24 protein-coding genes and 3 tRNA genes are annotated in these 25,389 nt (G+C 31.9%); 18 read left to right on the forward strand and 9 right to left on the reverse strand.

Going from position 1 to position 25,389, the window contains the following annotated elements:
* The first annotated feature begins 254 nt into the window (after window positions 1-254).
* From EXC55_RS01405 to rnc, 4 genes are read left to right on the forward strand one after another with little or no spacing between them, the layout of a single operon-like run.
* The gene (locus tag EXC55_RS01405; protein ID WP_129622915.1) at window positions 255-533 is read left to right on the forward strand and encodes a hypothetical protein; all 279 of its coding nucleotides are present in this window, start codon (window positions 255-257) and stop codon (window positions 531-533) included.
* Entirely contained in the window at window positions 526-2,157 is a 1,632-nt protein-coding gene (locus EXC55_RS01410) for a DAK2 domain-containing protein (RefSeq protein ID WP_129622916.1), read from the forward strand. Before EXC55_RS01405 ends, EXC55_RS01410 begins: the two co-directional genes overlap by 8 nt.
* A gap of 13 nt (window positions 2,158-2,170) precedes the next feature.
* Complete coding sequence (gene plsX / locus EXC55_RS01415) at window positions 2,171-3,175, forward strand: phosphate acyltransferase PlsX (RefSeq protein ID WP_129622917.1); 1,005 nt, start codon at window positions 2,171-2,173, stop codon at window positions 3,173-3,175.
* Complete coding sequence (gene rnc, locus EXC55_RS01420; RefSeq protein ID WP_129622918.1) at window positions 3,159-3,872, forward strand: ribonuclease III; 714 nt, start codon at window positions 3,159-3,161, stop codon at window positions 3,870-3,872. The genes plsX and rnc overlap by 17 nt, the downstream gene beginning before the upstream one ends.
* Window positions 3,873-4,019: 147 nt before the next feature.
* Here the strand turns inward: rnc and gap are convergent, their stop codons facing one another.
* Window positions 4,020-5,027: a type I glyceraldehyde-3-phosphate dehydrogenase gene (gene gap, locus EXC55_RS01425; protein ID WP_129622919.1), complete on the reverse strand. Its 1,008-nt coding sequence runs from the start codon at window positions 5,025-5,027 to the stop codon at window positions 4,020-4,022.
* Window positions 5,028-5,353: 326 nt separating this feature from the next.
* On the opposite strand from gap, the gene EXC55_RS01430 reads away from it, so the two are divergent.
* The 3 genes from EXC55_RS01430 (at window position 5,354) to EXC55_RS01440 (ending at window position 7,603) form a co-directional block, all read left to right on the forward strand.
* Window positions 5,354-5,429 (forward strand) — tRNA-Lys (locus EXC55_RS01430).
* 100 nt (window positions 5,430-5,529) lie between these two features.
* Window positions 5,530-6,264, forward strand: a complete 735-nt coding sequence (locus tag EXC55_RS01435; protein ID WP_129622920.1) for a DNA-processing protein DprA — start codon at window positions 5,530-5,532, stop codon at window positions 6,262-6,264.
* A 76-nt stretch (window positions 6,265-6,340) separates the two neighbouring features.
* Complete coding sequence (locus EXC55_RS01440; protein ID WP_129622921.1) at window positions 6,341-7,603, forward strand: YitT family protein; 1,263 nt, start codon at window positions 6,341-6,343, stop codon at window positions 7,601-7,603.
* A gap of 89 nt (window positions 7,604-7,692) precedes the next feature.
* Here the strand turns inward: EXC55_RS01440 and EXC55_RS01445 are convergent, their stop codons facing one another.
* Window positions 7,693-8,154 (reverse strand): hypothetical protein, encoded by a 462-nt coding sequence (locus tag EXC55_RS01445; protein WP_129622922.1) that lies wholly within the window; start codon window positions 8,152-8,154, stop codon window positions 7,693-7,695.
* A gap of 9 nt (window positions 8,155-8,163) precedes the next feature.
* Window positions 8,164-9,630 (reverse strand): proline--tRNA ligase, encoded by a 1,467-nt coding sequence (gene proS, locus EXC55_RS01450; RefSeq protein WP_129622923.1) that lies wholly within the window; start codon window positions 9,628-9,630, stop codon window positions 8,164-8,166.
* 328 nt (window positions 9,631-9,958) lie between these two features.
* Here proS and EXC55_RS01455 point away from each other — a divergent pair, with 328 nt between their 5' ends.
* Complete coding sequence (locus EXC55_RS01455) at window positions 9,959-10,906, forward strand: phosphatidate cytidylyltransferase (RefSeq protein WP_129622924.1); 948 nt, start codon at window positions 9,959-9,961, stop codon at window positions 10,904-10,906.
* Here EXC55_RS01455 and EXC55_RS01460 read toward each other — a convergent pair whose 3' ends face one another.
* The gene (locus EXC55_RS01460) at window positions 10,907-11,293 is read right to left on the reverse strand and encodes an MAG1140 family protein (RefSeq protein ID WP_129622925.1); all 387 of its coding nucleotides are present in this window, start codon (window positions 11,291-11,293) and stop codon (window positions 10,907-10,909) included.
* Window positions 11,268-13,319, reverse strand: a complete 2,052-nt coding sequence (locus tag EXC55_RS01465) for an Mbov_0121 family peptidase domain-containing ABC transporter (protein WP_129622926.1) — start codon at window positions 13,317-13,319, stop codon at window positions 11,268-11,270. The genes EXC55_RS01460 and EXC55_RS01465 overlap by 26 nt, the downstream gene beginning before the upstream one ends.
* Before the next feature lie 97 nt (window positions 13,320-13,416).
* Between EXC55_RS01465 and EXC55_RS01470 the strand changes: the two genes are divergently transcribed.
* The 10 genes from EXC55_RS01470 (at window position 13,417) to EXC55_RS01515 (ending at window position 22,688) form a co-directional block, all read left to right on the forward strand.
* Complete coding sequence (locus tag EXC55_RS01470) at window positions 13,417-13,875, forward strand: RpiB/LacA/LacB family sugar-phosphate isomerase (RefSeq protein WP_129622927.1); 459 nt, start codon at window positions 13,417-13,419, stop codon at window positions 13,873-13,875.
* Window positions 13,862-14,923 (forward strand): YhjD/YihY/BrkB family envelope integrity protein, encoded by a 1,062-nt coding sequence (locus EXC55_RS01475; RefSeq protein ID WP_129622928.1) that lies wholly within the window; start codon window positions 13,862-13,864, stop codon window positions 14,921-14,923. The genes EXC55_RS01470 and EXC55_RS01475 overlap by 14 nt, the downstream gene beginning before the upstream one ends.
* A 56-nt stretch (window positions 14,924-14,979) precedes the next feature.
* A complete protein-coding gene (locus EXC55_RS01480; RefSeq protein ID WP_129622929.1) occupies window positions 14,980-15,858 on the forward strand; it encodes a hypothetical protein in 879 nt (292 codons plus the stop codon).
* Window positions 15,859-15,872: 14 nt separating this feature from the next.
* Window positions 15,873-16,847 (forward strand): MAG3240 family lipoprotein, encoded by a 975-nt coding sequence (locus EXC55_RS01485; RefSeq protein ID WP_129622930.1) that lies wholly within the window; start codon window positions 15,873-15,875, stop codon window positions 16,845-16,847.
* Window positions 16,848-17,085: 238 nt separating this feature from the next.
* Entirely contained in the window at window positions 17,086-19,113 is a 2,028-nt protein-coding gene (locus tag EXC55_RS01490; RefSeq protein ID WP_129622931.1) for a GGDEF domain-containing protein, read from the forward strand.
* Window positions 19,094-19,549 carry a 50S ribosomal protein L9 gene (rplI, locus tag EXC55_RS01495; RefSeq protein WP_129622932.1) on the forward strand — a complete coding sequence of 152 codons (456 nt, stop codon included), beginning with the start codon at window positions 19,094-19,096 and terminating at the stop codon, window positions 19,547-19,549. The genes EXC55_RS01490 and rplI overlap by 20 nt, the downstream gene beginning before the upstream one ends.
* Window positions 19,539-21,122, forward strand: coding sequence for a replicative DNA helicase (gene dnaB, locus EXC55_RS01500; RefSeq protein ID WP_129622933.1), 1,584 nt, complete (start codon window positions 19,539-19,541; stop codon window positions 21,120-21,122). Before rplI ends, dnaB begins: the two co-directional genes overlap by 11 nt.
* On the forward strand, window positions 21,122-22,390 hold the full coding sequence (locus EXC55_RS01505; RefSeq protein ID WP_129622934.1) for a hemolysin family protein: 1,269 nt from the start codon (window positions 21,122-21,124) through the stop codon (window positions 22,388-22,390). The genes dnaB and EXC55_RS01505 overlap by 1 nt, the downstream gene beginning before the upstream one ends.
* 95 nt (window positions 22,391-22,485) lie before the next feature.
* Window positions 22,486-22,562, forward strand: a tRNA-Arg gene (locus tag EXC55_RS01510).
* 49 nt (window positions 22,563-22,611) lie between these two features.
* Window positions 22,612-22,688: transfer RNA gene (locus EXC55_RS01515), tRNA-Arg, on the forward strand.
* Between the two features lie 239 nt (window positions 22,689-22,927).
* On the opposite strand, the gene hpt is transcribed toward EXC55_RS01515, so the two are convergent.
* The 4 genes from hpt to greA are packed head-to-tail and all read right to left on the reverse strand — an operon-like array spanning window position 22,928 to window position 25,350.
* Window positions 22,928-23,473 carry a hypoxanthine phosphoribosyltransferase gene (hpt, locus tag EXC55_RS01520; protein WP_129622935.1) on the reverse strand — a complete coding sequence of 182 codons (546 nt, stop codon included), beginning with the start codon at window positions 23,471-23,473 and terminating at the stop codon, window positions 22,928-22,930.
* Window positions 23,474-23,479: 6 nt separating this feature from the next.
* The gene (locus EXC55_RS01525; protein WP_129623255.1) at window positions 23,480-24,145 is read right to left on the reverse strand and encodes a deoxynucleoside kinase; all 666 of its coding nucleotides are present in this window, start codon (window positions 24,143-24,145) and stop codon (window positions 23,480-23,482) included.
* Window positions 24,146-24,147: 2 nt separating this feature from the next.
* Complete coding sequence (locus EXC55_RS01530; RefSeq protein WP_129622936.1) at window positions 24,148-24,822, reverse strand: deoxynucleoside kinase; 675 nt, start codon at window positions 24,820-24,822, stop codon at window positions 24,148-24,150.
* A gap of 42 nt (window positions 24,823-24,864) precedes the next feature.
* A complete protein-coding gene (greA, locus tag EXC55_RS01535) occupies window positions 24,865-25,350 on the reverse strand; it encodes a transcription elongation factor GreA (RefSeq protein ID WP_129622937.1) in 486 nt (161 codons plus the stop codon).
* Window positions 25,351-25,389 lie beyond the last annotated feature (39 nt).

Raw genomic sequence — 25,389 nt, forward strand, 5'->3', positions numbered from 1 at the left:
TTAAACAAATTTAAAGAACTGTTTTTAGTTTTTAATTTTCTTAAAAATTTGTTTGTTCCTATAACATAGTTTGATTCGTTTATACGACTTCAAAACTTAATTTTTGCAAAAAATCTAATTTTTTTTGCGTTGTTACAGTAAGAAAACAAATGTATTATTAGATTTTTAATTAAGAATTAAATCTACATATTTATAATATTAAGACGTTATGTGCGTTTTGTTCTGCACTATATGTTAGTTTGCTAGGGAGCAAGATGGAAAAAAGTCAAGTTGAATCAATGTTTATCGACATCTTGGTATCTTCGCCGGGTGTTTTAAGAATTTGCAAGGACCCAAAAACTGATAAATTCAAGGTCAAAGCTGAATATACTAATCGACGTTGAACGTTGCAAGCGTCAATTATCATTTTGAAAAATGCAAATGTTAAAAACATAATGAAATCAATTGGTGCACTGTCGAATTACACCTTTGCTAAATCGAAAGTTAAATACAAAAAACTAGAAATTGTCATAGAAGGAATCGAAAATGAATAAACAAGTGGATGGAAATATATTTAGCAAACTCGTTGCCGCAGGCGCAATCAATCTCATTAATAACAAATCGAAGATTGATGCGTTAAATGTGTTCCCCGTGCCAGATGGCGATACTGGTACAAATATGTCAAGCACAGTCCAAGCTGCTGTTGACTTCATTGAAAAAAATAATTCCACCCACTTAGGTGAAGTTGCAGCCGGAATTTCAAAAGCAATGCTTTTTGGTGCTCGAGGAAATTCAGGTGTAATCCTTAGTCAAATCTTCAAAGGTTTTGAAATTGGTTTCAACAATGCTGACTTAGTAAACATTTCTGGCTTACTTTTTGCTTTTCAAGAAGCAACAAAAAAAGCTTATTCATCTGTGCTTAAACCTGTTGAAGGCACAATTTTAACAGTAATTAAGGAAACAACACAAGCATTAGAACAAGTTGTTAACGAAAATACGACACTTGAAGAATTTTTTGACTATGTCGTAACATTCGCGCGTAAAGCTTGTGATGAAACCCCTAACAAACTTAAAGTACTTAGAGAAGTTGGAGTTACAGACTCTGGTGGTGAAGGTCTTTACACAATTTTTGTTGGTATGCAAAAATTCCTTAAAGGTGAAGATGTGAAATTTAAGGACAGCGCTGAAGACATTGATAAATTTGTGAGTGATGATGAAATCTATGATGGTGAATTTGGTTACTGCACCGAATTTATTTTGGAATTAGCTTCACCAGCAACTTTTGAAAAAGAAAAATTCGAACTTGCTCTAAAGAAAAAAGCCACTTCTCTTGTGGTGGTACAAGATAATGAATTTGTCAAAGTTCACGGACACACTTTGAAACCAGGAAATTTACTGAATTTTGCACAAAAATACGGCGAATTTGCCAAAATCAAGTCAGAAAATATGACTAACCAAGCAATTGAGTCAAGGAATAAAAAAGTGATTTTACAAAACACAAACTCAAATACCGAAGAAATTTTTGAGTGTGGTAGTGTTTCGTGCAATCTTGGTTCGGGTATTATCAAGCGTATGTATGACTTAGGAGTTGACGTAGTAGTTGAGAGTGGACAAACACAAAACCCGTCGGCAAAAGAAATTATTGACGCAATCAATGCTGTGAACGCAATAAATGTTTTTGTTTTCCCTAATAATTCAAATATTTTCTTATCAGCGCAGCAAGCAGCGCAAGCTATCACTAACAAAAAAGTGTTTGTGATTCCAACCAAAAGCCAGCTGCAAGGTATTAATGCAATTTTAAATTTTGATAAAAATGCCAAAGCTAAAGAGAATGAAGAAGTTCTTAACCAAGCAATCAAACTAATCACTACAGCTGAAGTCACGCAAGCGACTCGTGATACTAAACTTAACGGTTTCAAAATTAAACAAAACGATTACATCGGCATTACAAACGGCAAAATTGTCGCTTGTGAAAAAACTTTTATTGATTCAGCCAAAAAAACCATTGATGCTAACACCACAGATGAAACCGAAATTATTACGATTTATTACGGTAACGAAGCTACTGAAGATGATGCGCTTGAACTAAAATCATATATTGAAAATCAGTACGATCTTGAAGTGGAAATTGTCGACGGAAACCAACCAATTTATCATTTTATTATTGGTTTTGAATAGAATTGGAGGGCAAATGTACAAAATTGCCTTTGATTTGATGGGCAACGACTATGGTGACCAACCCGCTTTACAAGCTGTGCGTGAATTTATACAAAAAAACACAAACTTTACAGTTTTACTTGTGGGCAACAAAACCAGTATTTTGGAATTTTTTGCAAACCAATTGCCCGCAAATCTCGAAATTATTGATAATTCCACAGTAGCTAGCGATACAAAAAATTTGCGTCAAGCTCTAAAAGAAAACACTTCGATGAACACGGCCTTGCAACTTTTGGCTAACAATGAAGTTGATGCTGTGCTCTCACCAGGTGATTCTGGTTTGTTACTTAGTGCTGCTACTTTTATTGTGAAAAGATTACCTGGCATTTCGAGAGCTGCTTTTATGCCTATTATGCCTTCGATTAAAAAAGGTAAAAAAACGATCTTTTTAGATGTTGGTGCCAACTTAGAAGTCAAAGATACATATTTTGTTGAGTGAGCTCACTTAGCAAAAATTTTTGCTAAGACAATGTTAAAAGTTAATGAACCTAAAATTGCTTTAATTAATGTCGGGACTGAAGAATACAAAGGACTAGAAGTAACCAGAAGTGCCCACGGGTTACTAAAAAATGAAAAAAATTTAAATTATCAAGGGTTTGTTGAGCCGCGTGATATGTTGACAACAGAAAACGACGTTGTCTTAGCGGATGGTTATGCGGGTAACTTAGTACTCAAAAGTTTCGAGGGAGCAATTCTTTCATTTGGTAAATTACTAAAAACGGCTATTAAAGCTAAGTTTTGAAGAAAAATTGGTTATTTGTTTTTAAAAGGCGCATTTAGAGACACGGCCGAAACTCTTGATTACCGCAATGTCGGGGCCGCGTGAGTACTTGGTTTGAATGGTTTAGTAATTAAAACCCATGGATCAAGTGATGTCAAATCTTACTTAGGCGCATTGAATCAAGTGAAATTAGCTCTAGAGACAAATACATTTACCAAAATCAAAGAAGAATTAGATCACAATGAACAGCAAAATTAATAAAATTTTTCAATTTCTTGCTTCCGAAAACATAGAACCTAAAGACAAAAATTTATATGTGCAAGCTTTTACACACTCATCATATCGTCGTTTTGGCACCAAAGACACAATTCAAGACTATCAAACTTTCGAGTTTTTGGGTGACTCCATTTTACAATTTTTAGTTTCCAACCACATTTTTCGTAAAGAACTAGTTGAGTCCGCAGGAAATATGACTTTGTTAAGATCTAATATGGTGAACACCAAAAATCTTAATGCGTTATCACGCCAATTGGATTTTCACAAAATGATTATTGCTGCTGATGGCAATATGGGTCGCGAAGTTACAGAATCTCCGAAAGTGGGAGCCGATGTGTTTGAATCATTTGTTGCTGCTTTGTTTTTAGACCAAGGGTTGAAAGTTACTAACAATTTTCTAATTAAATACTTGTTTCCAACTGCAAATGAATTTGTCAAGAAAACAACAATGAAAGACTCAAAAACTGAGTTGCAAGAATATATGCAAAGTTATACAAAAAACGCAATAAAGTATGTTACTGTCGCGATTGAAAACGGACTTTTTGAAGCGAAAGTTTATCACGATGAAAACATTTATGGTGTGGGGCAAGGCGAAAATAAATTAGCCGCAGAAGAAGAAGCAGCTAAAAATGCTTTATCGAAACTAATTCAGATACGTGAAAACATTGAAAATGATTAATAACACTGTGTTATAGATATATTCGTAAATTTGAGTACTAAACACTTAAAATGAAATAAATTTTGCAAATATATCTATAACATAAGCTTATTTGAAAAATTAATTTAAAAAGATGAGCCTAATAACTCATCTTTTTTTTAGTGCTTATTATTTCAATTTTGCCATATAAGTAAGAACTCTTACTAATTGCACTGTATATGACATTTCGTTGTCGTATCAACCGAAAATTTTGTAAAGTTTAAGTCCATTTGCTTCTTGAATTTTGGTTAAAGTTGAATCAAAAATTGAACCATAGTGTGAACCAATTACATCTGATGAAACAATAGGATCTTCTTCATATTTCAAAGTTTGGTTAGCAGCTTTTTTGTAAGCTTCATTAACTTCAGCTACTGTTGGTTCTTTTTCAAGTTGCACTGTTAAATCCACAAACGAACCTGTGATTGTTGGCACACGAAGTGCTGAACCATCCAATAAACCTTTAACTTCAGGAATAACCAAACCAAGCGCTTTTGCTGCTCCAGTAGTTGTTGGCACAATGTTGTAACTTGCAGCTCTAGCTCTTCTTAAGTTACCCTTACGATGTGGGCCATCTTGTAACATTTGGTCACCAGTGAAAGCGTGGACAGTAGTCATGTAACCGTTCTTAACGCCGAAATTGTCAACAAGTACTTTTACAAGTGGTGCCAAGCAGTTAGTTGTGCATGAAGCTGCTGACACAATTTTGTCATCTTTAGTTAATGTTTCGTGGTTTACATTGTATACAACTGTTTTAACATCGCTACTTGATGGTGCTGAAACAAGCACTTTTTTTGCTCCAGCTGTCAAGTGTTTTGAAGCGCCTTCAGACTTTGTGAAGAACCCAGTACATTCAAGCACAACGTCAATGTCTAATTCTTTTCAAGGTAATTTTTCTGGATCTTTTTCGCTGTAAATTGCGATTTCTTTACCATTAACAATGATTCCTTTTTCACTTAATTCAACTTTACCGTTAAATGGTCTAAAAGCTGTGTCATATTTAAACAAGTGAGCAAGCATAGCATTATCTGTTAAATCATTTACTGCAACTACTTCAACTTCACGATTATTAGTTCCAATTAAATGGCGAAGAATTAAACGTCCAATTCTACCAAAACCATTAATTGCAATTCTTTTCATATCTTCTCCTTCGATAGATAAGATTTTAAAAATATCTTTAATAAAATTTTAAAGTTTTTTACAAAAAAAAGTGAAAAAATAGTCCATTTTTGGTTTTTTCTTTTTTGTTTAAGTTTTTATGATATAAGCTAAAAACTTTGCAAATTTTTTCTTCTTTTTTTCACATTTTTTCACTGATTAAAACTCTTTTCGACAAAATAAAAAATCTTCATTTTTGCTTAGTAATAACACATTACCAAAACATAAAATAATTCAAATTCTTCATAGCTTTAGTAAAATTAGTTTGTTTTTTCAAAAATGATTTCTCATATATAATTAATAAACTTGCATCCTTAGCTCAGCTGGCAGAGCAAGGGACTCTTAATCCCTGGGTCGTGGGTTCGATCCCCACAGGATGTACCATTTCAAGTAAAGCAAGGTAAATACTTGCTTTTTTTGTGCATTTTTCCCAAGGTTGTTTCAATTCTGAACTAGCCACCAAAATTGGTGTTACTTAAGTGTTATGAATAATCTAATACTTTATTTCACCTATAAATACAATGGTAATCCGTCTCAAGTTCACAAAGCAATTAAAGCAAGCGAACCAATTGAAAAAGACGTTGTGTTAAATTATATGTTGCTTGAGTTAGACATTCACAACGTAAAGTTTTTGACTATCTTAGATGATAACTTTCCGCCAGAATTGCAAAAATATGCAAATGCACCTTTGCTTTTGTTTTATCGAGGAAACATTGAATTGTTAAACAAGCCAAAAATTACTTTAACAGCTGATCTAGCAACTGATTTAACAAACGCGAACATAAAAGATTCAATCCAAAAACTCGCAAAAGAATTTGTGTTAGTAACAACTAATTTCAAAACTTTAGATCAACAAATTATTCAAGAGTGAAAAAAGCAAAACGGAGACATTATTTATACATATGCTTACGGTTTAGCTCACGAAACAAACGATCAATTAGATGAGCACACATTGCAAATTTCAACCTACCCGCCTAATGCTCACCCAAAGCTTAGCCGTTTTCGTGAACGAAACATCTTAGTAAGTTGACTCAGTAAATTTTTAATAATTTATAGTAGTAAAAAAGATTCTGGAATTTTAAATTTAGCATCTTGTTTCAATGATGCTGGAAAAGAAGTTTTTTGTTATCCTGGCGTTGATTATGACGATGGTAACACACAATTACTTAAAAGCGGAGCACATTTAATTACTCACATTGCAGATATTGCTTATATATAAAAGGTAAGCGCGGATCAAAGTGTAAATTAATGGAAATTTTTTGCATTTTTAAATATGCTTTCTCTATAATTTTTCCATGAAAAATAATGATGATTCTAAGAAAAATCACTGAAAGAAATTTAAACAAAAATTAGTATGCACACTCAATAAAAATGCAGAAGGGTGTTCACTAAAGTCTACAGAAAACTTTGAAGAAGAAAACTGTGACTTTAACAAAACTAAAATTGGAAAATACGCTTTTAGTAAAACTAATCGACACGATAAAAATGTTAAAAAAGAGCGTATTTTATTATATGCCAGACGTATTTTCTTCATTTTTATTTCTGCGATTCTTTTTAACTTTGGCGTTTTAGCCTTCTTACAAAAATCAGACACTATTCCAAGTGGAATTTCAGGAATTCCTTCGTTAATTGTGTTTTTATTAAACCGCAGCAATCCAGAAATTAGCAAATTTTTTGCTTTAATGTATCTAGCCGCGAACATTCCGCTCTTTGCTATCTTTGGTTTTAAAGTCAAGCGAAGTTTTGTTGTGTTATCTGTGCTTTTTATGATTTTTCAAATCGCAGTAAACGCTGTTTTGACTATTAAAGAAGTTGAAACTTGAGTAAACCACACATTCAGCGTTTCGCCTGGTTGAGAACAAATGATCAGTGTCGAAGTACAACCTAACGTGTTTCAAAATTATGAAAATCCAAATACTTGACCAATTTTTATGAACGGTATTATTGGTTCAGCATTAATTGGTATTTCAATTGCTATTGCGTGAAAAAATGGCGGTTCTACTGGTGGCACAGACATTATTGCTTACTACTTTTCTACCAAAAAGAAAAAGAGTGTGTCTTTTGTTTTGATGATTGTTTCATTTTTAACATCTGCTATTTTCTTGATTTTGTTTTCTGCCTTACACCCTCACACTGCTTCACTAGCGGTTGAATTTACAAATGTAAACGGCAAGATTTCTCCTGTATACAAAGTAACTAATAATCACGCTGTTTTTGGTATGCGTGAAATTATGACCATTTTCTACATCTTTATTGTTAATTTCTTAGTTTCATTTATTTATCCAAAATACAAAAAAGTTGACATTGAAATCTTCACTGCAGATCCTAAAAAGATTTTAAATTACTTAAAAGCAATTAATTATTGACACGCATATACTGTTTACACCGCTCAAAGTGGTTATACAGGCAACCCTGTTTATAAAGTGGAAACAACTTCTTTACTTTTAGAAAGTAAAAGTTTAATCAAAGACTTACAATGAATTGATAAAAGTGCTTGAATTAAAATTAAACCAGTTGTCAAAGTCAATGGTAGTTTCAGCACAGAATATGTTGAATAAATCCAGATTGTAAAAATAAAAACTAGGCTACGTGACCAATAACCTAGTTTTTTTATTTTTGTTCAAATAAAATCGAACATAAGTTGCTTTTATTGAATTGGTTTGTTTTCGGCTTTTGCGTATAAGTTGTAAAGTGATAAAAATCTATTAAAGTAATTTAGTTTTTTTCGATAGTAAGTTGATTTCGAAAATCAATTTTTGTATCACGTTTTGTTTCTTGGAAAAATTATTAAGTCACAAAAGAAGAATCTTTTCATACTATCTTCAAGTGAATAATAAGCTTTCTTAAATGTTGTGCTTACATACTTTAAAAAACCATTTGTATCAAAATTTAAATCATCGTAAGAAGTTTGTTTACGCAACTTAAGCAATTCTGTCAAAAAGTTTTCGTTGTTAAATTCTCTCACTTTTTGATTTGCAGTTAAAATTTCGTTTTCCACTATTTTTTTAACTTTTTTGACTAAATTTTCATTTTTTAAAAAGCTATTTAATGCTCTTTCTGCAATGGAAAGTTCTTCCTCATCGAAAAACTCTTGATCTGATTTTGACATAACGTTTCCTTAATAATTCTTAGCAAAAACAACAAATCTGGTTGTTTTACCTTTACATTCAGGAAAAATACATTCATGTTTTTTGCTACCGCGAGTTTCTGCGGGTGAAAGTTTCACAATACATCTGGTGGTTCCGCCAGTTTCTTCTTTGATAAGATCTTCAACTTCGCCGCCGCAACAAAAGGGAGCAATAACAAATTTTCTGTTTTGAATTTCCTTTTTAAAGTGTTCGTAATCATCAAAAACTGTTACTGTATTAGCTTTTAGTCTTTGACTTGCTTTTTCATATAAATTGTTATGAATATCTAAAAGCATTTTTTTGATTACGTCTTTCATTTCACCAAAAGGAACTTGAATTTTTTCTAATGTATCACGTCTAACAATAGTAACTTGGCCTTTTTCAAGATCCTTTGGACCTAGTTCTACTCTGACTGGGATTCCTCTTATTTCAGTTTCAGAGGCTTTGAAACCAGGATTTTTTTCTGAATCATCTAGTTCTGTTCTAAATGATTTTTTTAATAATTTAAAAATTTCTTTACCTTTTTCTGCAACTGCTTCATTTTTGTGACCAAACAAAGTACAAAGCATTACTTGAACAGGCGCTACTTTAGGTGGGATAACAATTCCACGATTATCTCCGTGGACCATAATAATTGCGCCTAAAATTCTCGTAGAAACGCCTCAAGAAGTTTGAAAGGCGTATTCAAATTCATTTTCTTTGTTTTTAAAAATGATGCCATATTGCTTAGAAAAATTTTGCGCTAAATAATGACTTGTGCCTGCTTGCAAAGCACGACCATCTTTCATCATCGCTTCGATTGTATAAGTTGAGCAAGCACCAGCAAATTTTTCATGAGGTGTCTTTTTCCCCATAATAGTTGGGATCGCGAGATAATTCTTGAAAAAGCTGGCATAAAGTTTAATCATTTCTTTTGTTAAATTTCTCGCTTCGAGCGAATTATCATGGCAAGTGTGACCTTCTTGTCATAAAAATTCGCGACTTCTAAGAAACGGATTAGTAGTTTTTTCTCATCTCACAACGTTAGCTCATTGGTTGTAGATGATTGGCAAGTCTTTGTACGATTCAATAGAGTTCCTAAACAAATCTGCAAAAAGAACTTCTGAGGTAGGGCGAACATAAATTTTTTCCTCCAATTTCTTATCGCCGACCATTGTAACGGTTGCTAATTCAGGGTTAAATCCTTTTATATGTTCTTTTTCTTTAGCAAAAAGCTTTTCAGGAATAAACAATGGTAAATAAACATTTTTAATTCCTTTTTTTGCAAAAGCTTGATTTAAATGCTGTTGTATTAATTCCCAAATGCCGTAAGCATTTGGCTTAAGCACTAATGTACCTTTAACAGGTCCATAAGCGATTAAATTACCTTGCTTCACAATATCTGTATATCATTTAGCAAAGTCCTCTTCCATCGTTGTGATGGCATTGAGTTCTCGCTCTTTTACTGTTGTTTTCATGACATTATTATAAAGAAATTTTGGTCAATAAAATTGAATAAAAATGGCAAAAAGTGCTTTTTAACGCATTACTAACACCTTTTTAAGCAATTTTTAGCGTTATCAAACGCTAAAAATCTTGGAACTGACAGAATGTCAAATTCAGAAAAATTTTTTCGTGACTTGACCCATTTTTTGAGAAAAATTTTTTATGACACAAATGCTTATTGATTTGAAACAATTTTTAAATTGCTATAACGACTTTATAAATAATTTTGGTGAAAAAATTCATAAAAATTAGCTTAGAACATTTTAATGATTCGCTTTTTATGTTTTTTATAATTTACTTATGAATTTACTTAAACAAAGAATTATTCCCGCGCTTATTTTAAGCATAGTTGCATTAGGGTTTTTAATCCCTGTGTCAATTTTTGCTTCCACTCATTTCGAGGCAAGAATAACCTCTTTTATTGTTACTTCTTTATTATTAATTATTGTGCTTTTTGAACTGTTCAAAGCTCAAAGAATGAACATTTATTTGGCAATAATTTTCGCTTTAATCACAGCGGGTGCCACAATTGCTTTTCCGTTAAATTTATTTCAAATTAATTACTTGCCAAATGCTTCTAATGTGGCAGAGTTAACGCAATTTTCTTACACTACTTTAAGTAGTTATGTCTTAATGCTAGCGAAAGATTACATTTCTTTTTTGATAATTTTAGGTATTTCTATTGTTTTTTTTGTACTTGAATGAGCTACAAAAACTCAAATGAAAACTAGCGACCGATTCATGAGGATGTTGTTTATATTCATTACTTTATATGTAATTATCAATGCTGTGAAAGTACTCAACTTATTTATTACGTTAAATTGAAGATATTGAGTTAGTGCTATCTTAATTGCCGCAGCTTACGATACAATGGGCTTTTTTGGCGGTAAATTTTTTGGTAAAAAATGAATAAAAAAACCTTTTGCACCAGTTATTTCACCTAAAAAAACCTGAGAAGGATTTATTTTTGGTGTCATTGGTGGTTCATTAATCGCTTTTGCTTTAGCATTTGGATTTAATCTTTTTGACTCAACAAATAATATTTCCAGATACTTAGGTATAACTAGTTTCGCTATTCTTTCTCCAATTGTAGCTTGTACAGGAGATTTATATTTTTCTGCCATCAAGAGACTTAATGCCATTAAAGATTATTCAAAAATTTTAGTTGGACATGGCGGTTTCCTAGATCGCTTTGACAGCATTATTTTTGTACTATTCTTTATCTTTTTACTTCTTTTGTTAGTTTAATTAAATTGTTGCAATAAGCTGCTTTAAGAGTGTTGTTTTTTCTAAAATAATAGTTGCATTAATTTCTGTATTTGGCAAAAACTGAAGTTTGGGAAAGTTATATCAGTCAATATACAATAAGTTTTCTTTTAAAAATAAATTTTTGATTTTAACTTGATAAATTTCGTTGTTCAAAAGAACTGATAATGTTTGGTCTTTTTTTAATAAATACGCAACATCATTATTGGAAATCACAACAAAATTCTTTTTATCATCTACGAGAATTTTTAGCGGCGCAGTTTTATTAACTTGATAAAAAATTAGAAACGCTAAAATACCAACTAGTAAGAAAAACACAACAATTAATCAACAAGCAACAAGTTTATTTAATTTTGTTGATTTTTTCAAAATTCACCTCGTTTATGTTCGAAACATATTTTTTCGAATGACTAACTTCAATAAACAACGCTTGATTTTGTTCTTGTTTGATTAATTCTTTTAAAACTGAATACATTCCCAAAGCTAAATTTTCAAATGCTTCATCAAGTAAAATTAATTTGTATTTTTGCGTAAATAATTTCAATAGCATAATAAATTGTCTTTGTCCGCTTGAAAAATTAATGCCACCGTCAATAATAGTGTCCTGCAAATTTAATTTCATATCATTTATTAATTGCACAATAATTGGATTGTTTACCGCTTGGTTTAAATACTCAACTTTTTCCGGACTACATTCAGTAACATAATCTAAAACAGTCATTCTAGGTAAATAATGGCTATGTGAAATATAAATAAAATTCTTGTTAAAATCCGTGTAATCAATATCTTTAATATCAATACCATTGATTTTGTATAAACCTGTGACAGGTTCCGTGCGTTGACTCAGTAAATTTAAAAGCGTACTTTTACCGCTTCCGTTTGGGCCAACAAGTTGTATTGATTTATCTATTAATAATTTTCTGATATTTATGATGGGTTTTTGAATTTCAAAATAGAAATTTAAATTTAGTAATTCTATACTTTTAACTCTTGCAAAATTAATTTTGCCATTCCGCTTTTGTGCGGGGAAATTTAAAACAAAATTAAGCTCTTCAATTTGTTTTTGAAACAATGAATGTTTGGCTCAAAGTGAAGTTATTGATAATGTTGGTGTTAATAAAAATGAAGAACTAGTCATAAACATCATTAATGAACCAGTACTAAGTTTTTGTTTAAAAATGAACAACACACCAACAAAAACCATTATTAAGTTTAAATTTCCAAGCAATAAGTCAAAAGTTAAATTCTTAGCATTGTCATCAACAAAGAACTTGTATTCTCTTGTTTTAAGTTTAAGAAGCGATTGTTCGTATTTTTTAAATATTGAATTTCACATTTGGAAACTCATTGGCGTACCTTTTGTTCCGATTAGATTCATTTCTGAATTCAATTTATCTAGTTGTTCTTCCATATAAACTGGATATGTTTTTTTAAGTTTACTTTGGAACAAAAAATTAATGACTATAGTCAGTGAAAGTACACTAATGACAATACCAAAGAGACTTACATTTATTAAAATTAAAATTAAAACTGAACCTAAAATTGAAAACAATTCAAAAACAAATGAATACAAAAAATTTGCTCGATAATTAGCTATCATCGGGACAAAGGAAACTCTTCTCATATATTCATTAATTGAAAGCTTGTGTAAATAATTTTGTGAGCAAACGTAAAATTTTTCCAACAATGCGCTTTGCAAGTTGTTTTCAATTTGCGTTTGAATTTTATGGACAACAAAATTTTTAAAGAAATTATTAGTAAACCGCAAACAGTTAATTAGTAAAAATATTGCAAAAACTGCAATCAAACTTGAAACTAAATGTTGTGGCAAAACTATATCGAAAACAATTTTGACAAAAAATGTTGAACCAAAAGTTAAAACTAAATTAAAAAGCGCCGCAATAAAGATTAATGCATTATGTTCTTTAAAAAGTAATAGGTCGCTAATTTTGTTTGTTAAAGTTAACTGTTTAATTTGCTGTTTTGTTGCCGAAGAAAAAACTAAGATTACTCCTAGATAAATTTTTTCTAAATCAATAGCGTTTAAAACTCTTTTACCACCATAAACAGAATCTTGAATGTAATATTTGTCACCAACAATTTTTTCTAGCACAACATAATGGTTCAAACCTCGATTTGTGACCATAATAGCTAATGGTAAATCTTGTTGTTTAAGTTCACGTAAGGAAGCAAAATCGCCAGAATACGATTCAATATTAATGTTGTTCTTCTTAGCGATAGCTTTTAAACAACTAATGCTAATGCCATCTTTGCCATATTGAGCATTCAATTTTAAATAATTGATATCTAATTCTAAATTGTGTAGAAAGTTGGCAAAATATTGCAAGACATAAAGGCCGCAGTCTTTCTCATCTGTTTGTTGTTTTATTTTCACATCTATTGAATACGAATTTTGTAAAATATATTGAAATTGAAAAAATTTTGGGAAAATGTGTTTTTTCTCGATTTTTTCTATGCAAGGGAGAATTGTAATGTCAAAAAAATTAGTCGTTTTTGCCAGCGATCATGCTGCGGTTGGATTAAAGAAAGAACTTGAAAAATATGTTCAAACTAAGGGCTATGAAGTTTTAGATTTAGGGCCAGCTGACGAAAGTCAATCTTGCTCATATGCTTTACAAGGTCATAAGTTGGCTAATTATATGAATGAAAATGAAGACAAAGTAGCTTTCGGAATCGGCTTGTGCGGTACAGGATTAGGAATTTCTTATGCACTTAACAGACACACAAATATTAGGGCAGCAAGAGTTACTTCTGTAGCCGACGCACATATGGCTAAGCAACACAACGATGCCAATGTTTTAGTTTTTGGCGGTAGAATTACAGCTCCTGCTGACGCAAAAGCAATGGTTGATGAATACTTAAACACAGAATTTGAGGGTGGTCGTCACCAACAAAGAATTAAGGACATTGATAACTTTGAAAAATACTAAACCACACGGTAACAAAGAAATTCTAACTGGTATAAATATACGCAAAGTTAAGTCGGCTTATAAACAAACACTTCGAACTAAGTGATTTTCTAAAAACGTCTTGCCAATCACTCGAAAAAAGCAAACTTGAGATGAAAAAATCATCAAAATTATCTTACATATTTTGTTACGGATTGCTGCACCAAGAATTTCATGAAAAAATAAACCAAAAATTAATGAATTGGTAAACCGTTCTTACAATAACTATATGCGTAAAGATATAGTATTCATTCCTATTTCGCTTTCGTTTTACTTTTTAATTTCCTTTGTGCCCATTATTACAATTATTCTTATCCTGTTGTCAGCACTAAAATATAACGTCATGTTTCTTGATGTTATTCTCACGAAGATCATTCCTGGAATTAACTCGGTAATTAAATTTCCGGAAAGCTCTGATAGCGGCACTCAATATGTTTACTTAGGTGTGCTAGCAATTTCATCTTTATGATTAAGTGCTTCTGGTTTTAACCGTTTTGTTTACAGTCAGAACTATATTTACCAACATGACTACTTAGGAAACTGATTCATCAACCAGCTCAAAGGACTAGTAATTGTCTTTTGTATTAGTTTATATTTAACGGGCGTAATCATTATTTACTTACTATTTTTTGAAAGTGTCACGCAGTCTTTAACTAGCTCTTACGATACAAACATTTTCTTTTATTTTACGTTTTCAATTTATCTCTTTTTAGCTCTTTGTTTGGGAATTTTTTTGCTTTTCAAACTAACACCAAGTTTTATTAACCCAATGCACACAGTAATTCCAGGTGTAATTGTTTCTGCTGTACCAATCACAATTTTTATTACTAGTTTTGGTTATTTAACTTCTATCATCGATTACAACAAATATGGAATTATTGGCACATTCTTGTATATTTCGCTTTTAGTTTCGACTATGAGTTTTTTCTTAATAATTGGTTCAATTGTTAATGAAGCATACTATAAAACGTATTATTCAAGTTACACGATTGCCAAAAAGAGTTGACTTTTCTGAAAAGTGAAATTTTAAATTTGGGTCTATTTCATAGATATATTCACAAACTAAACTTCTAGAAATTCATTTGTATGTTTAAAAAAATCAAACGCTTCTTTTTATCATCTTTTTTACTTTCAACTCCTTTTTTAACTGTTGCTTGTGCACAACTTGCGCCTTCCGAACAAACGCAGATTTTAAAAGCTATCGAAAATGAAAGTCTTGACTATTCAGATTTTACAAAAGCGCAGACTATTCAATTTTTGAATAGTATTTTAATTCGTAATCAAATTAACAAAAAAGTAAGCAACATTCCGCAAAACACACTATATTTTAGTGACGAAACGCAAATTACTTCTAAAAAATTAACTTTTAATCTCTTTAGTAAAGAGGCACAATTTAAGAATAATAAATATGAAATGCAAAGAGAAAGCACTGAATCAACAGAACTTAACATTTTGTATGAACTTTTACCCCAAACATACATAAAAAATGATGAATACCACCGCAGTCTTTGACGAAACAATGTGGAACTTGGCAAATATTCTTCGTTAATTTATGATTTGCCTAACTTACAAACATTAGCGATTTTGGCTAAGAAATCAAACAATTTAGGAAACAATTACAAAACTCCTTTTAATGAAATTAGAATCAACGGATTTGTAAATTCTAAATTTCAACAAGAACTTTTTGCTAATGAATTATTGTTTTTGTTAAACCAATACAAAATTGAAAAAGATAATAAAAAAATTGCTTATGTTGAAATTTTTAATTTAGTAACAAAAGAAAATTTTCTTGAATTTCAAATCAACTTATTAGATGAAGAGCGAAAAAGCTTGCTTAACGAGATGCAGTTAAATCACAAGTTTTACCTTGATGACTTTTTGAATTTTGAACAAATTTATGGTCGTGACAAACTGGCGCTATACGACAAAATTTCTGGCAAGTTCTTGATACTGACGATGCTTTAGAAAACAATAATGTTGTGCTTTTTAACGAAGAATTTCGAAATGCAGCAATTGTTTTTAATGAAAATGTTTTCGGTTTTGCTGATTACGACGCAACATTTCACCCTTTTGAACTTTATAAACAAATGAACTTGAGTGTTTTTGAATATTTATTTGAAAACAATAAAGACATTTTTAAATTGGTAAATGTAGAAAACTCTGATGTATTTCAATTTGATTCTTTTAAACCTACAAAGTTACTAAATAATAGTTTAGCAATTGGCCAACTAAACATTAAAAAGGGAGATGAAATTTTTCCTTGGTTTTCGATTAATTTCACACCGCACAAACACCTTTTTTCTGGCTATATTACAAAAAATGAACTTGGTCTATTAAACAACTTGAAAAATGATAATTATTTTTCTTACTACAATTTGAATGTTGAAGAAACTGCAACTGGCGAAAAGACTGTGATTTACCCTAATGGCATAGATGCCAATGAATTTTTTGAAACTAATTTTAACGACATCGCAAGTTTTATCATTTCGAAAAATATTAATAATTTATTGCTTTGAGATAATTCGAAAATGGAAAACACGACGGCTGAATACGTTCTTTTTAATAAAAATTCATTTGAGAAAAAACTTTCATTGCTGTTTTCTCAATTCGTTTTACTCTACTGAATTAAAAACAATAAAACAAATTCTTTAATTAAGGGTGTAAGAGTGAAAATTGTCGATCCTAAAGAAAAGGGTATTCCGCAAAAATTAGGTTCTGTCTTAATTCAAGTTGATTTTTATGACAACAATAACGAATCCCTTTTGAACCAAGAGAATAAAGATAAACTGTTTTGAATAACTGGTTTTAAAGGTGCGAATATGCGAATGATTTGAAACAAACAAGCGGAACTTAAACAAGAACAAAACTTTTCTGAGTATAATTCTCAACCCTTTAAAGATAAAACGTTACCATATGTGATTTATTACTCATCAAATGATGAAAATCGCGAATAAGCCTGTGTTATAGATCTTTTGGCTATTTTACTAGCAGAATAAACATTAAATTTTTAAGTTTTTGTGTTAACAAGATTAGATTATAGAAGCAAACATCAAAGAACAGCATTTTATGCTGTTCTGTTTTATTATTGATTAGCTCTATATAATATATTCGATCAGCTATATATAGCATAATCGATTAGATAATATAATATGTATACATATATATAATTAGTATCCTAGGAACAGCATAACAATGAAATCAATAAGTAAATCAAAAACCGCAGTCAAAATAGTTTTTTTTATTACTTGCTTTCTACTTTTCATAGTAAGTATTGTTTTGCTTGTTCTTTATCAACAATCATCATTAATTTGGGTTGCTCCACTGGTGCTTCTATTTCAATGCATAGGAATTTATGCGCTTTGAATTTTGTTCAAAGATGCAAATCGAAGATATATTTCTTCTAGCCAATCGTTTGGAAATTTTATCGATAAAATAATTTTAAAAAACAACTTAGGAATAATCATTTACGACTTAAACGAAACAATTCAATGAACTAGTTCTTTTATAGAAAAAAGATTCGGAAATAAGTTAGTCGGCAAAACAATGAAAATGTTTTTTGATGAACTCAAGACTGCTGACGATAGTCAAAATATTGATAAGATGTCTTTCGACAAGAATAATATTTATCAAGAATATACATTCAGTTACAAAAATAAACACTACATTGTAAATAATTGAGATATAGAAAATGCAATTAGCATTAGAGATGTTACTGAAGAAAAAAACATTGTTCGTAGTTACGAAAAAGCACTTTCAGTTGTAGGAGAAGTTGAAATAGATAATTATCAACTTTACCAATCATTGCTTTCAGTAGAACAATTTTCAGGTTTGAATCGTGAAGTTATTAGAGCTCTTGATACTTTAGTTGAACGTTTTGATTTAGTTTATCGACAATATAGCAACAATAAATTTTTAATCATTACTAACAAAAGCGTACTCGATTTAATGCGCGAAGAAAATTTTGAATTTTTTAGGGAGTTACATAACTCCATTAAATTCAGTGATCCAAATATGATGCTTTCTGTATCTGCTGGTTTCGCTTATGGTACAGATAGTTTGAATGAAAAAATGGAAAACGCTAAAAAGGCATTGTTGCAGGCACAAAGCCGTGGTGGTGATCAAATTGCAATTTTCTCAAACATTGAATCAGCAAAATATTTTGGTTCTACGCGTGAAATCTTGCCAAGTGTTGACCGGACAAAAATTAAAACTTTAACAAAATTAATTGAGTCGCGTTTGGCAAGTGAAGATATCACTAAGGTTATTATTTTCGGACACGCTAACGCCGATTTAGATGCTCTTGGTTCTGCTCTTGGTATTTATATGTTGGCGCGAAATTATAATAAAGATGCGTATATTTGTACTTCGACGCAAGACGTAACAACCAAAAATGTGATGCGTGAATATTTTGGTGAAAGCAACGATATTTTTATTAAGAGTCACCACTTAAAAAGTGACAACAAAAAACTCGAAATCGATGACCAAACTCTGATTTTCTTAGTTGATAACTCTCATCCGAACCGGACTGATTTTCCCGAGTTATTAACTAATGCTAAAAATTCAAATGTGCTTATTCTTGACCATCACAGACTCAGTCAACCAATTGATTTTGCCCCGCGCGAAAATCGTTATGTTGACCCATCAGCATCAAGCGCAAGTGAAATTGTGACTGAAATTTTGATGTTTGTGACCAAAACAATTGAATACTATCCAAAAATAATTCAAATGCTTTTGAACGGAATTTACCTAGATACTTTACAATTTCAAAAGCACACAACTTTTAAAACATTTGAAGCTGCCTCTTGACTTCAAAGCAAGGGCGCAAATGCAATTAGGAGTGCAAGTATCCTCAAAATTGATGCAGAAACCTATGCTAAAGTAGCTGACATTCTGCAAACTGTTGAGGAAGTCAAACCTGGCTTTTTCCTTGCTTACAAAGATGTTTCTTTACCGGATGATGTTATTTCGATCGCTGCTGAAGAGATTCTGCGCATCAGCGGCCGCAAAGCTTCCTTTGTGGTAGCGCGCAAGGAAAAAAAACAAAGTTACAAACTTTCAGCACGAGGCATTGACACCAATGTCCAAATCATCGCAGAAACTGTTGGAGGTGGTGGCCACTTTGGTATGGCCGCTGCAGTTTCCAATGAAAGCCTCCCAATTTTTATCGATAATCTAAAACAAGCTATAGTGAGTGTGAAAAATGAAAGTAATTTTAATTAAAGACTGCAAAGATGGTAAAGCAAATACCATCATCGAAGTAGCTAATGGCTATGGTGCTAACTACTTAATTCCACAAGGTTTTGGTGTACCTTACAACGCTAAAACTGCTCGTGATCTTGAAAAAAGACTCAGCAATTTTGTTGCTGACGAAATGGCAGCACGGGCACAAGCTAACGAACTCAAAGCCAAACTTGAACAAGAAACCTTTGAGTATGTGCTTGATGCTAAAATTGATGCCAACGGTAACTTAAACGTGCACAACGCAGTTTCAACCAAAGAAATTGTGAAAGAATTAACTGCACGTGGTTACAAACTTGACAAACACGCTGTGCAAAAAGTGCACTTAGTTTCAAACGGTACACACTTAATTGATGTGATCGTATACAAAGACATCGTTGCCCAAGTAAAGGTGGTTATAACAATTAATGCAAGATAATAGTGGTTACCCCAGTGGTTCATCCAAATTTAAAACTTTTGGCCGCAACACAAGCGACAAAAATACTCCAAATACGCAACGCGCTAATTTTGTTGCAGGCCAAAGTGTTGTAACAAACAATGTTGTTGCTAACATAACAAATAACCCAACACTTGAAAAACAAGTGTTGGCTTTAATTTTCGAAAATCAACGGAACGCTTACAATTTAATCCCTTACCTTGAAGAAGATGATTTTTTTACTGCTGAATATCAGTTGCTTTTCAACATCTTCAAGGCCCTTTTTGATACTAACCAACTTATCAACACTATTTCCGTACTTGAGTTTGCTAAAAAGTACGGTTACAACAAAGTTGATCTCAGTTTACTCAACTCATTAGTAGTAAGTAACACCTTTGAAGGCAACATTACTTACTATTTACAAGAACTCGAACGCTTAACCATTTTACGTAAAATGCAAGCTGGTTTAGTTTCTGTGTTAAACCAAATTCAAGGCAATCCTGCCGCTGAACCGGCTAAACTGCAAGATGAACTCAATAATTTGATGTACGACCTAGGCCGTCGTAATTTTGGTGCTGACTTTGCCACAGCTAAAAAAGTTAGTGACGAATACTTTGCGAACTTAGAAAAACGGCACAATGCTACTGCTGAAATTACTGGTGTGCCAACTGGTTACCGTAAATACGATGCACTCAACCAGGGAATGCAGCCTAATGAACTCATCATTCTGGCAGCCCGGCCAGGTATGGGTAAAACCGCATTCGCCTTGAACATTGCTTTAAATGTTGCCAAGTTAAAATTTCAAGAAAACGACCCAAACAAACACCACAACGTGGCCTTCTTTTCACTTGAAATGAGCCCCGAACAATTAATGGGACGGATTTATAGTATTTTGACGGGTATTAATGGTAACAAACTGAAAGAAGCTAAACATCTCACTGACCAAGAAATGATGTATATTTACACCAAAAAAACCAAAGAAATTGATAAACTCAATCTCTTTATTGATGATTCAGGTACTAACACCATTAACGAAATTATCTGAAAATGTCGCAGGTTACACAAACTCCACCCGCTCGACTTAATTGTGGTTGACTATTTACAATTAATTAATGTTGAGAGATGGAGCAATGGGGAAAATCGTCAAAACGAAATTACCAGAATCTCGCGGGCACTCAAGTTACTAGCCAAAGACCTCCACATTCCCGTGATTGCACTGTCACAGCTCTCACGTGAAGTGGAACGTCGTGAAGACAAACGACCACTTCTTGCCGACTTGCGTGAATCTGGCGCCATCGAACAAGATGCTGACGTGGTAATGTTTCTCTACCGCGATAGTTATTACGAACGTCCTAAAAATAATCCGCAAGAAAATCCAACCAATTTATCTGAAGCTGAACAAGAAGCACGCGACATTACTGTGGTGAACTTGATTGTAGCCAAAAATAGAAATGGTTCTAGAGACGATATTCCGTTACTCTTCAACTTAGCGCAAGGTCGCTTTTTAGATATGGACTTACAAAAATTAGCTGACCAAATTAGTGGGCGCGTTCGTCCTGAGGAAGTGTACTTATAATGGGACTTGTAATTTTAGTGATTTTACTTGTGCTTTTAATTATAGGTAGTAGCATTTTTAGTGCTGCCGAAACTGCTTATACTTCGCTTAACCCAGGCAAAATTGAGACCTTAGTAGCTAAGAAAAAATTTGGTTACAAACTCATTAAAGCACAACATAAATATTTCAACCAAACCTTAGCAACTATTTTAATTTGCAACAACTTAGTTAACATTGCTGCTTCCTCTTTAATTTCCTATATTTTTAGTGCTCATGTTAACGTCGGAGACTATAACGTACTAATATCCACCGTTGTAATGACACCAATTTTGGTGATTTTTGGTGAAATTATTCCCAAAATTATTGCTAAATATCATCCCATTTGAACTGCCCAAACTTTATGCTACCCATTAGTTTACTTTTACTATCTTTTTTGAATTTTTACCTTTCCAATTAGTAAAATTGGCAAGAAAATTTACATCACCAACACCGAAGAAGATGTCAAAAACTTAATTGATGTTGCTCAAAATGAGGGTGTGCTAGAAACCAATGAAAGTAAAATGGCACAAAATGCCTTAGACTTAGACAGTGTGAAAGTTCGCCGTCATTTCGTTAAGGTTAAAGACGTAACTTTTCTCGACATCGATGACAACATCACACATGCTCAAGAAGTTTTTAAAGAAACTAACTATAGTAGGCTACCAGTCCGTAACAAAGATGGTAATTTTTTAGGTATTGTGTTGCTCAAAGATATTTTTTACGCCACGCGTGGGAGTTTAAGTAAACACATTAAAAGTGCGCCTACTATCAGCGCCAATATTTCGCTCGCGAAAGCTTTAGAGGTATTGCGTAGGCATAAAGCGCAAATGGCCTTTGTGACAGATAACAACGCATCAGCTGATGTTATAGGAATTATTACTATTGAAGATATTCTCGAAGAAATTGTCGGCGAAATTTACGACGAGCACGATGAAGACGAATGGAAAGAAATTTCTGCTATTAGTTTAGAGCTTTACCACGTGCTTAGCAACGTACCAATGAAGGAAATTCTTAAAGAACTTGAAGTGCAAATGAATATTTCGAAAAAAGAACTTTCATTGCCACTGAAAACTTTTTTAGAAAATCGCACTAAGAAACAAATAAGCAAAAGTACCGAATATTCTGTTGATGACGTCACTTTTAAACCATTAAAAATGGTAAGCAAAAAACCAATCGTTTGAACCATTGAGGTATCACTGGGAAACAAAGTTGAAAACTTTGACGAAATTCCAGATTTTACTGGTTTCTAATAATTTTATAACTAAATTTACTCGAAATGACTGTGTCTTGCTATGCAGTCATTTTAATATTATTTTTATAAATTGTTATATAATAACTTGTGCGTGGTCGCGTAGCTCAGTAGGATAGAGCACAAGCCTTCTAAGCTTGTTGTCAGAGGTTCGAATCCTCTCGTGATCGCCATTTTTTATTGCCTTAAATGGCCGAAAATGTAATAATATTACATAGGTTTGTCCGTATAGCTCAGTAGGATAGAGCACAAGCCTCCTAAGCTTGGGGTGGCAGGTTCGATTCCTGTTGCGGACGCCATTTTTTTATGTCGTTTTTTGAGAATTAATTTACTGATTTTTCCAAAAAAGACTATTTTATAGGCATAAAATGCAAACACTAAATTTACGTTGATTTAATTTTTAATGAATTAATTGGAACAACTTTTAATTTAGAATTGGATTTTAGCTGTTTTAATTCCCTTCACTTAGTTTTTATTAAAAAGTGAAAAATTTGAAAATAAAAAGCACAACTTTTTGTGCTCTTACTTTAAAAATTAATTACAAATACTTTTTATTAAATACACCAACATAAGGGATATTGCGTAATTTTTCTTTATAGTCCAAACCAAAGCCAACTAAAAATTCATCTGGCACCGAAAAACCATACATATCAGGTTCAATTGGATATTTACGATTCATTTTTTTGTCTAACAAAGTTAAAATTTTCAAAGACTTAGGTTTTCTTACTGACAGAAGTTCTTTAATTCTTGCTAAAGTAATACCTGAATCGATAATTTCTTCAACAATTAGAACATCTTTACCTTCAATTTCTTGATTTAAGTCCATAATAATTTTGACATTGCCACTAGATTTGTCTGCTCCGTTATAACTAGAAGCAACCATAAAATCTAAGGCATGATCTACTGTAATATCTTTGATTAATTGCGCTAAAAAGGGAATTGAACCTTTAAGTAAAGATACTAATAAAAGTTCTTTGCTGTCTTTATAAGTTTCATTGACTCAGTGGGCAAGTTCTTTGATTTTATTCTCAAGTTCAGTTTGTGTGTAAAGCACTTTTTCAATTCTTGGATCAATTTGGGACATAGTTTATTATCTCCTTTGTAGTTGGCTAAAATCAAATGTTTCAACTAAAATTAACGCTTCTGCAAAAATTTGTTCTTGCGTTTTGTTGTTGCAATTAATAATGTGATAAGGTATTTTGTATTTGTTGCACAAAGCTATGAACATCTCTTTGTAAAAATCGTGTAAACGCATAAAGTAGCGTAAGTTTTGATCAAAATTTTCAACTTCGCTTGCACGATTACGTTTGAAAACACGTTCTTTAAAGGTTTCAAAAGAAATATCAAGAAAAATTGCAAAATCAGGATTTTCACTTGGACTAACAATTTGATGAAACATCGCGTCAAATCCTTTTAAGTATTTCAGATTTTTTTCTGATAAATTTGCCGCCGCAAATATATAGTGTTCAAGATTAAAACGATCAAGAAAAATGTGATTTTTATCGAATTGATAACCTTGCGCTTTGAAATCAGCAATTGTTTTTTGAAATTTAGCAGACAAACTTTCAATAATGTAAGCCTGAAAACCTATATCAATATTAGGTTGTTTTTCGTACAATCATTTTAAAAAAATATTGAAGACATCATCGTCTTCTTCGAATTCAACCATCATCATGGAGTTACGATAATATTTATGTAAAGCCGTTGCTAAGGTAGACTTACCAGCTCCAATCATTCCACTAATTGCAATTACCATCACTAAACCTCGTTGTATCTAGTTTTCTTAGAAAAATCATATTCATCAATTATTTTTTTCACTTTGACAAATACTTCTTCAGAAGTGAGGTTGTTAGTGTCAATAATTACATAATCTAGAGCGTATTTATTAGCTTGTTTAATAAACAAATCTTTGTATAAAGAATACAGTTTTTTAAAATACTCGACATTATTGTCTCAGTTTTTAATTTCAACTTCACGTCCACGTGCAAACAATCTTTGTTTGAACGTGTCAAAACTCATATCTAAATAAATGGCCAAATCAGGAGTTTCGCTTGGAGTTATGATGTGTGTGAACAATTCGTCGTAACCAGCTAAGTACTTAGGGCCTTTTGGTTGCAAATTAACGTTGGCAAAAATGTAGTGTTCAATACTAAAGCGATCGAGAAAAATGTGATGTTCACGAAAGTTGTGACCGCTTTGTTTGAATTCTTCAATTAATTGTTCTAATTTTGAAGAATGATTTTCCACAACATATGATTGAAACCCAATAGTTAAATTAGGTTTTTTTTCATACAATCATTTAAGAAAAGTGTTAAACACTTCATCATTTTCGTTATATTCGCGCAAAACCATCGAACGCTCATAAGTTTCGGCTAACTTTTGCGTTAAAGTACTCTTACCGGCACCAATCATTCCACTAATTCCAATTAACATAAATAAAATTACTCCTTCATTTTAATTTCTTAAGTTTTTAAATTAATATTCAATGTTCAAAATTTTAATTTGGTATTTTACAGCAACATCGACTTCAGTAACTTCACCAACTTCAGCTTCCATAATTGCTTTAGCAATTGGAGATTCGTTTGAAATTTTATTTTCAAAAGGGTTTGAATCGTGACTGCCCATAATAGTAACCACATATTCTTTATTATTTGAAAGATTCAAATAAGTTACTTTAGCACCAATGCCAGCTTTTTTGTCACGATTAACTTCACTTTGGTCAATGATTTGCGCTTTGTCTAAAATTGCTTCAAGTTCTAAAATTTTGTTTTCAATTAAAGCTTGTTTATCTCTTGCAGCGTCATATTCAGCATTTTCTGAAAGGTCACCTTGTGCACGAGCCTCTTTAAGTTCTAACTGAATTGCTGGTCTTTGAACTTGAACTAAATTAAGATATTCTTGTTTGTATTTATCAAAAGTATCTTGCGTTAACAAAATCGTATCGTTTTTCTTGTTTGGCATATATCTCCTTTATTTAGTTTTGAGTGAATGAGTATTTAT

It is taken from the genome of Mycoplasmopsis columbinasalis (assembly GCF_900660705.1).
GTDB classification, from domain to species: Bacteria; Bacillota_I; Bacilli_A; order Mycoplasmatales; family Metamycoplasmataceae; genus Mycoplasmopsis; species Mycoplasmopsis columbinasalis.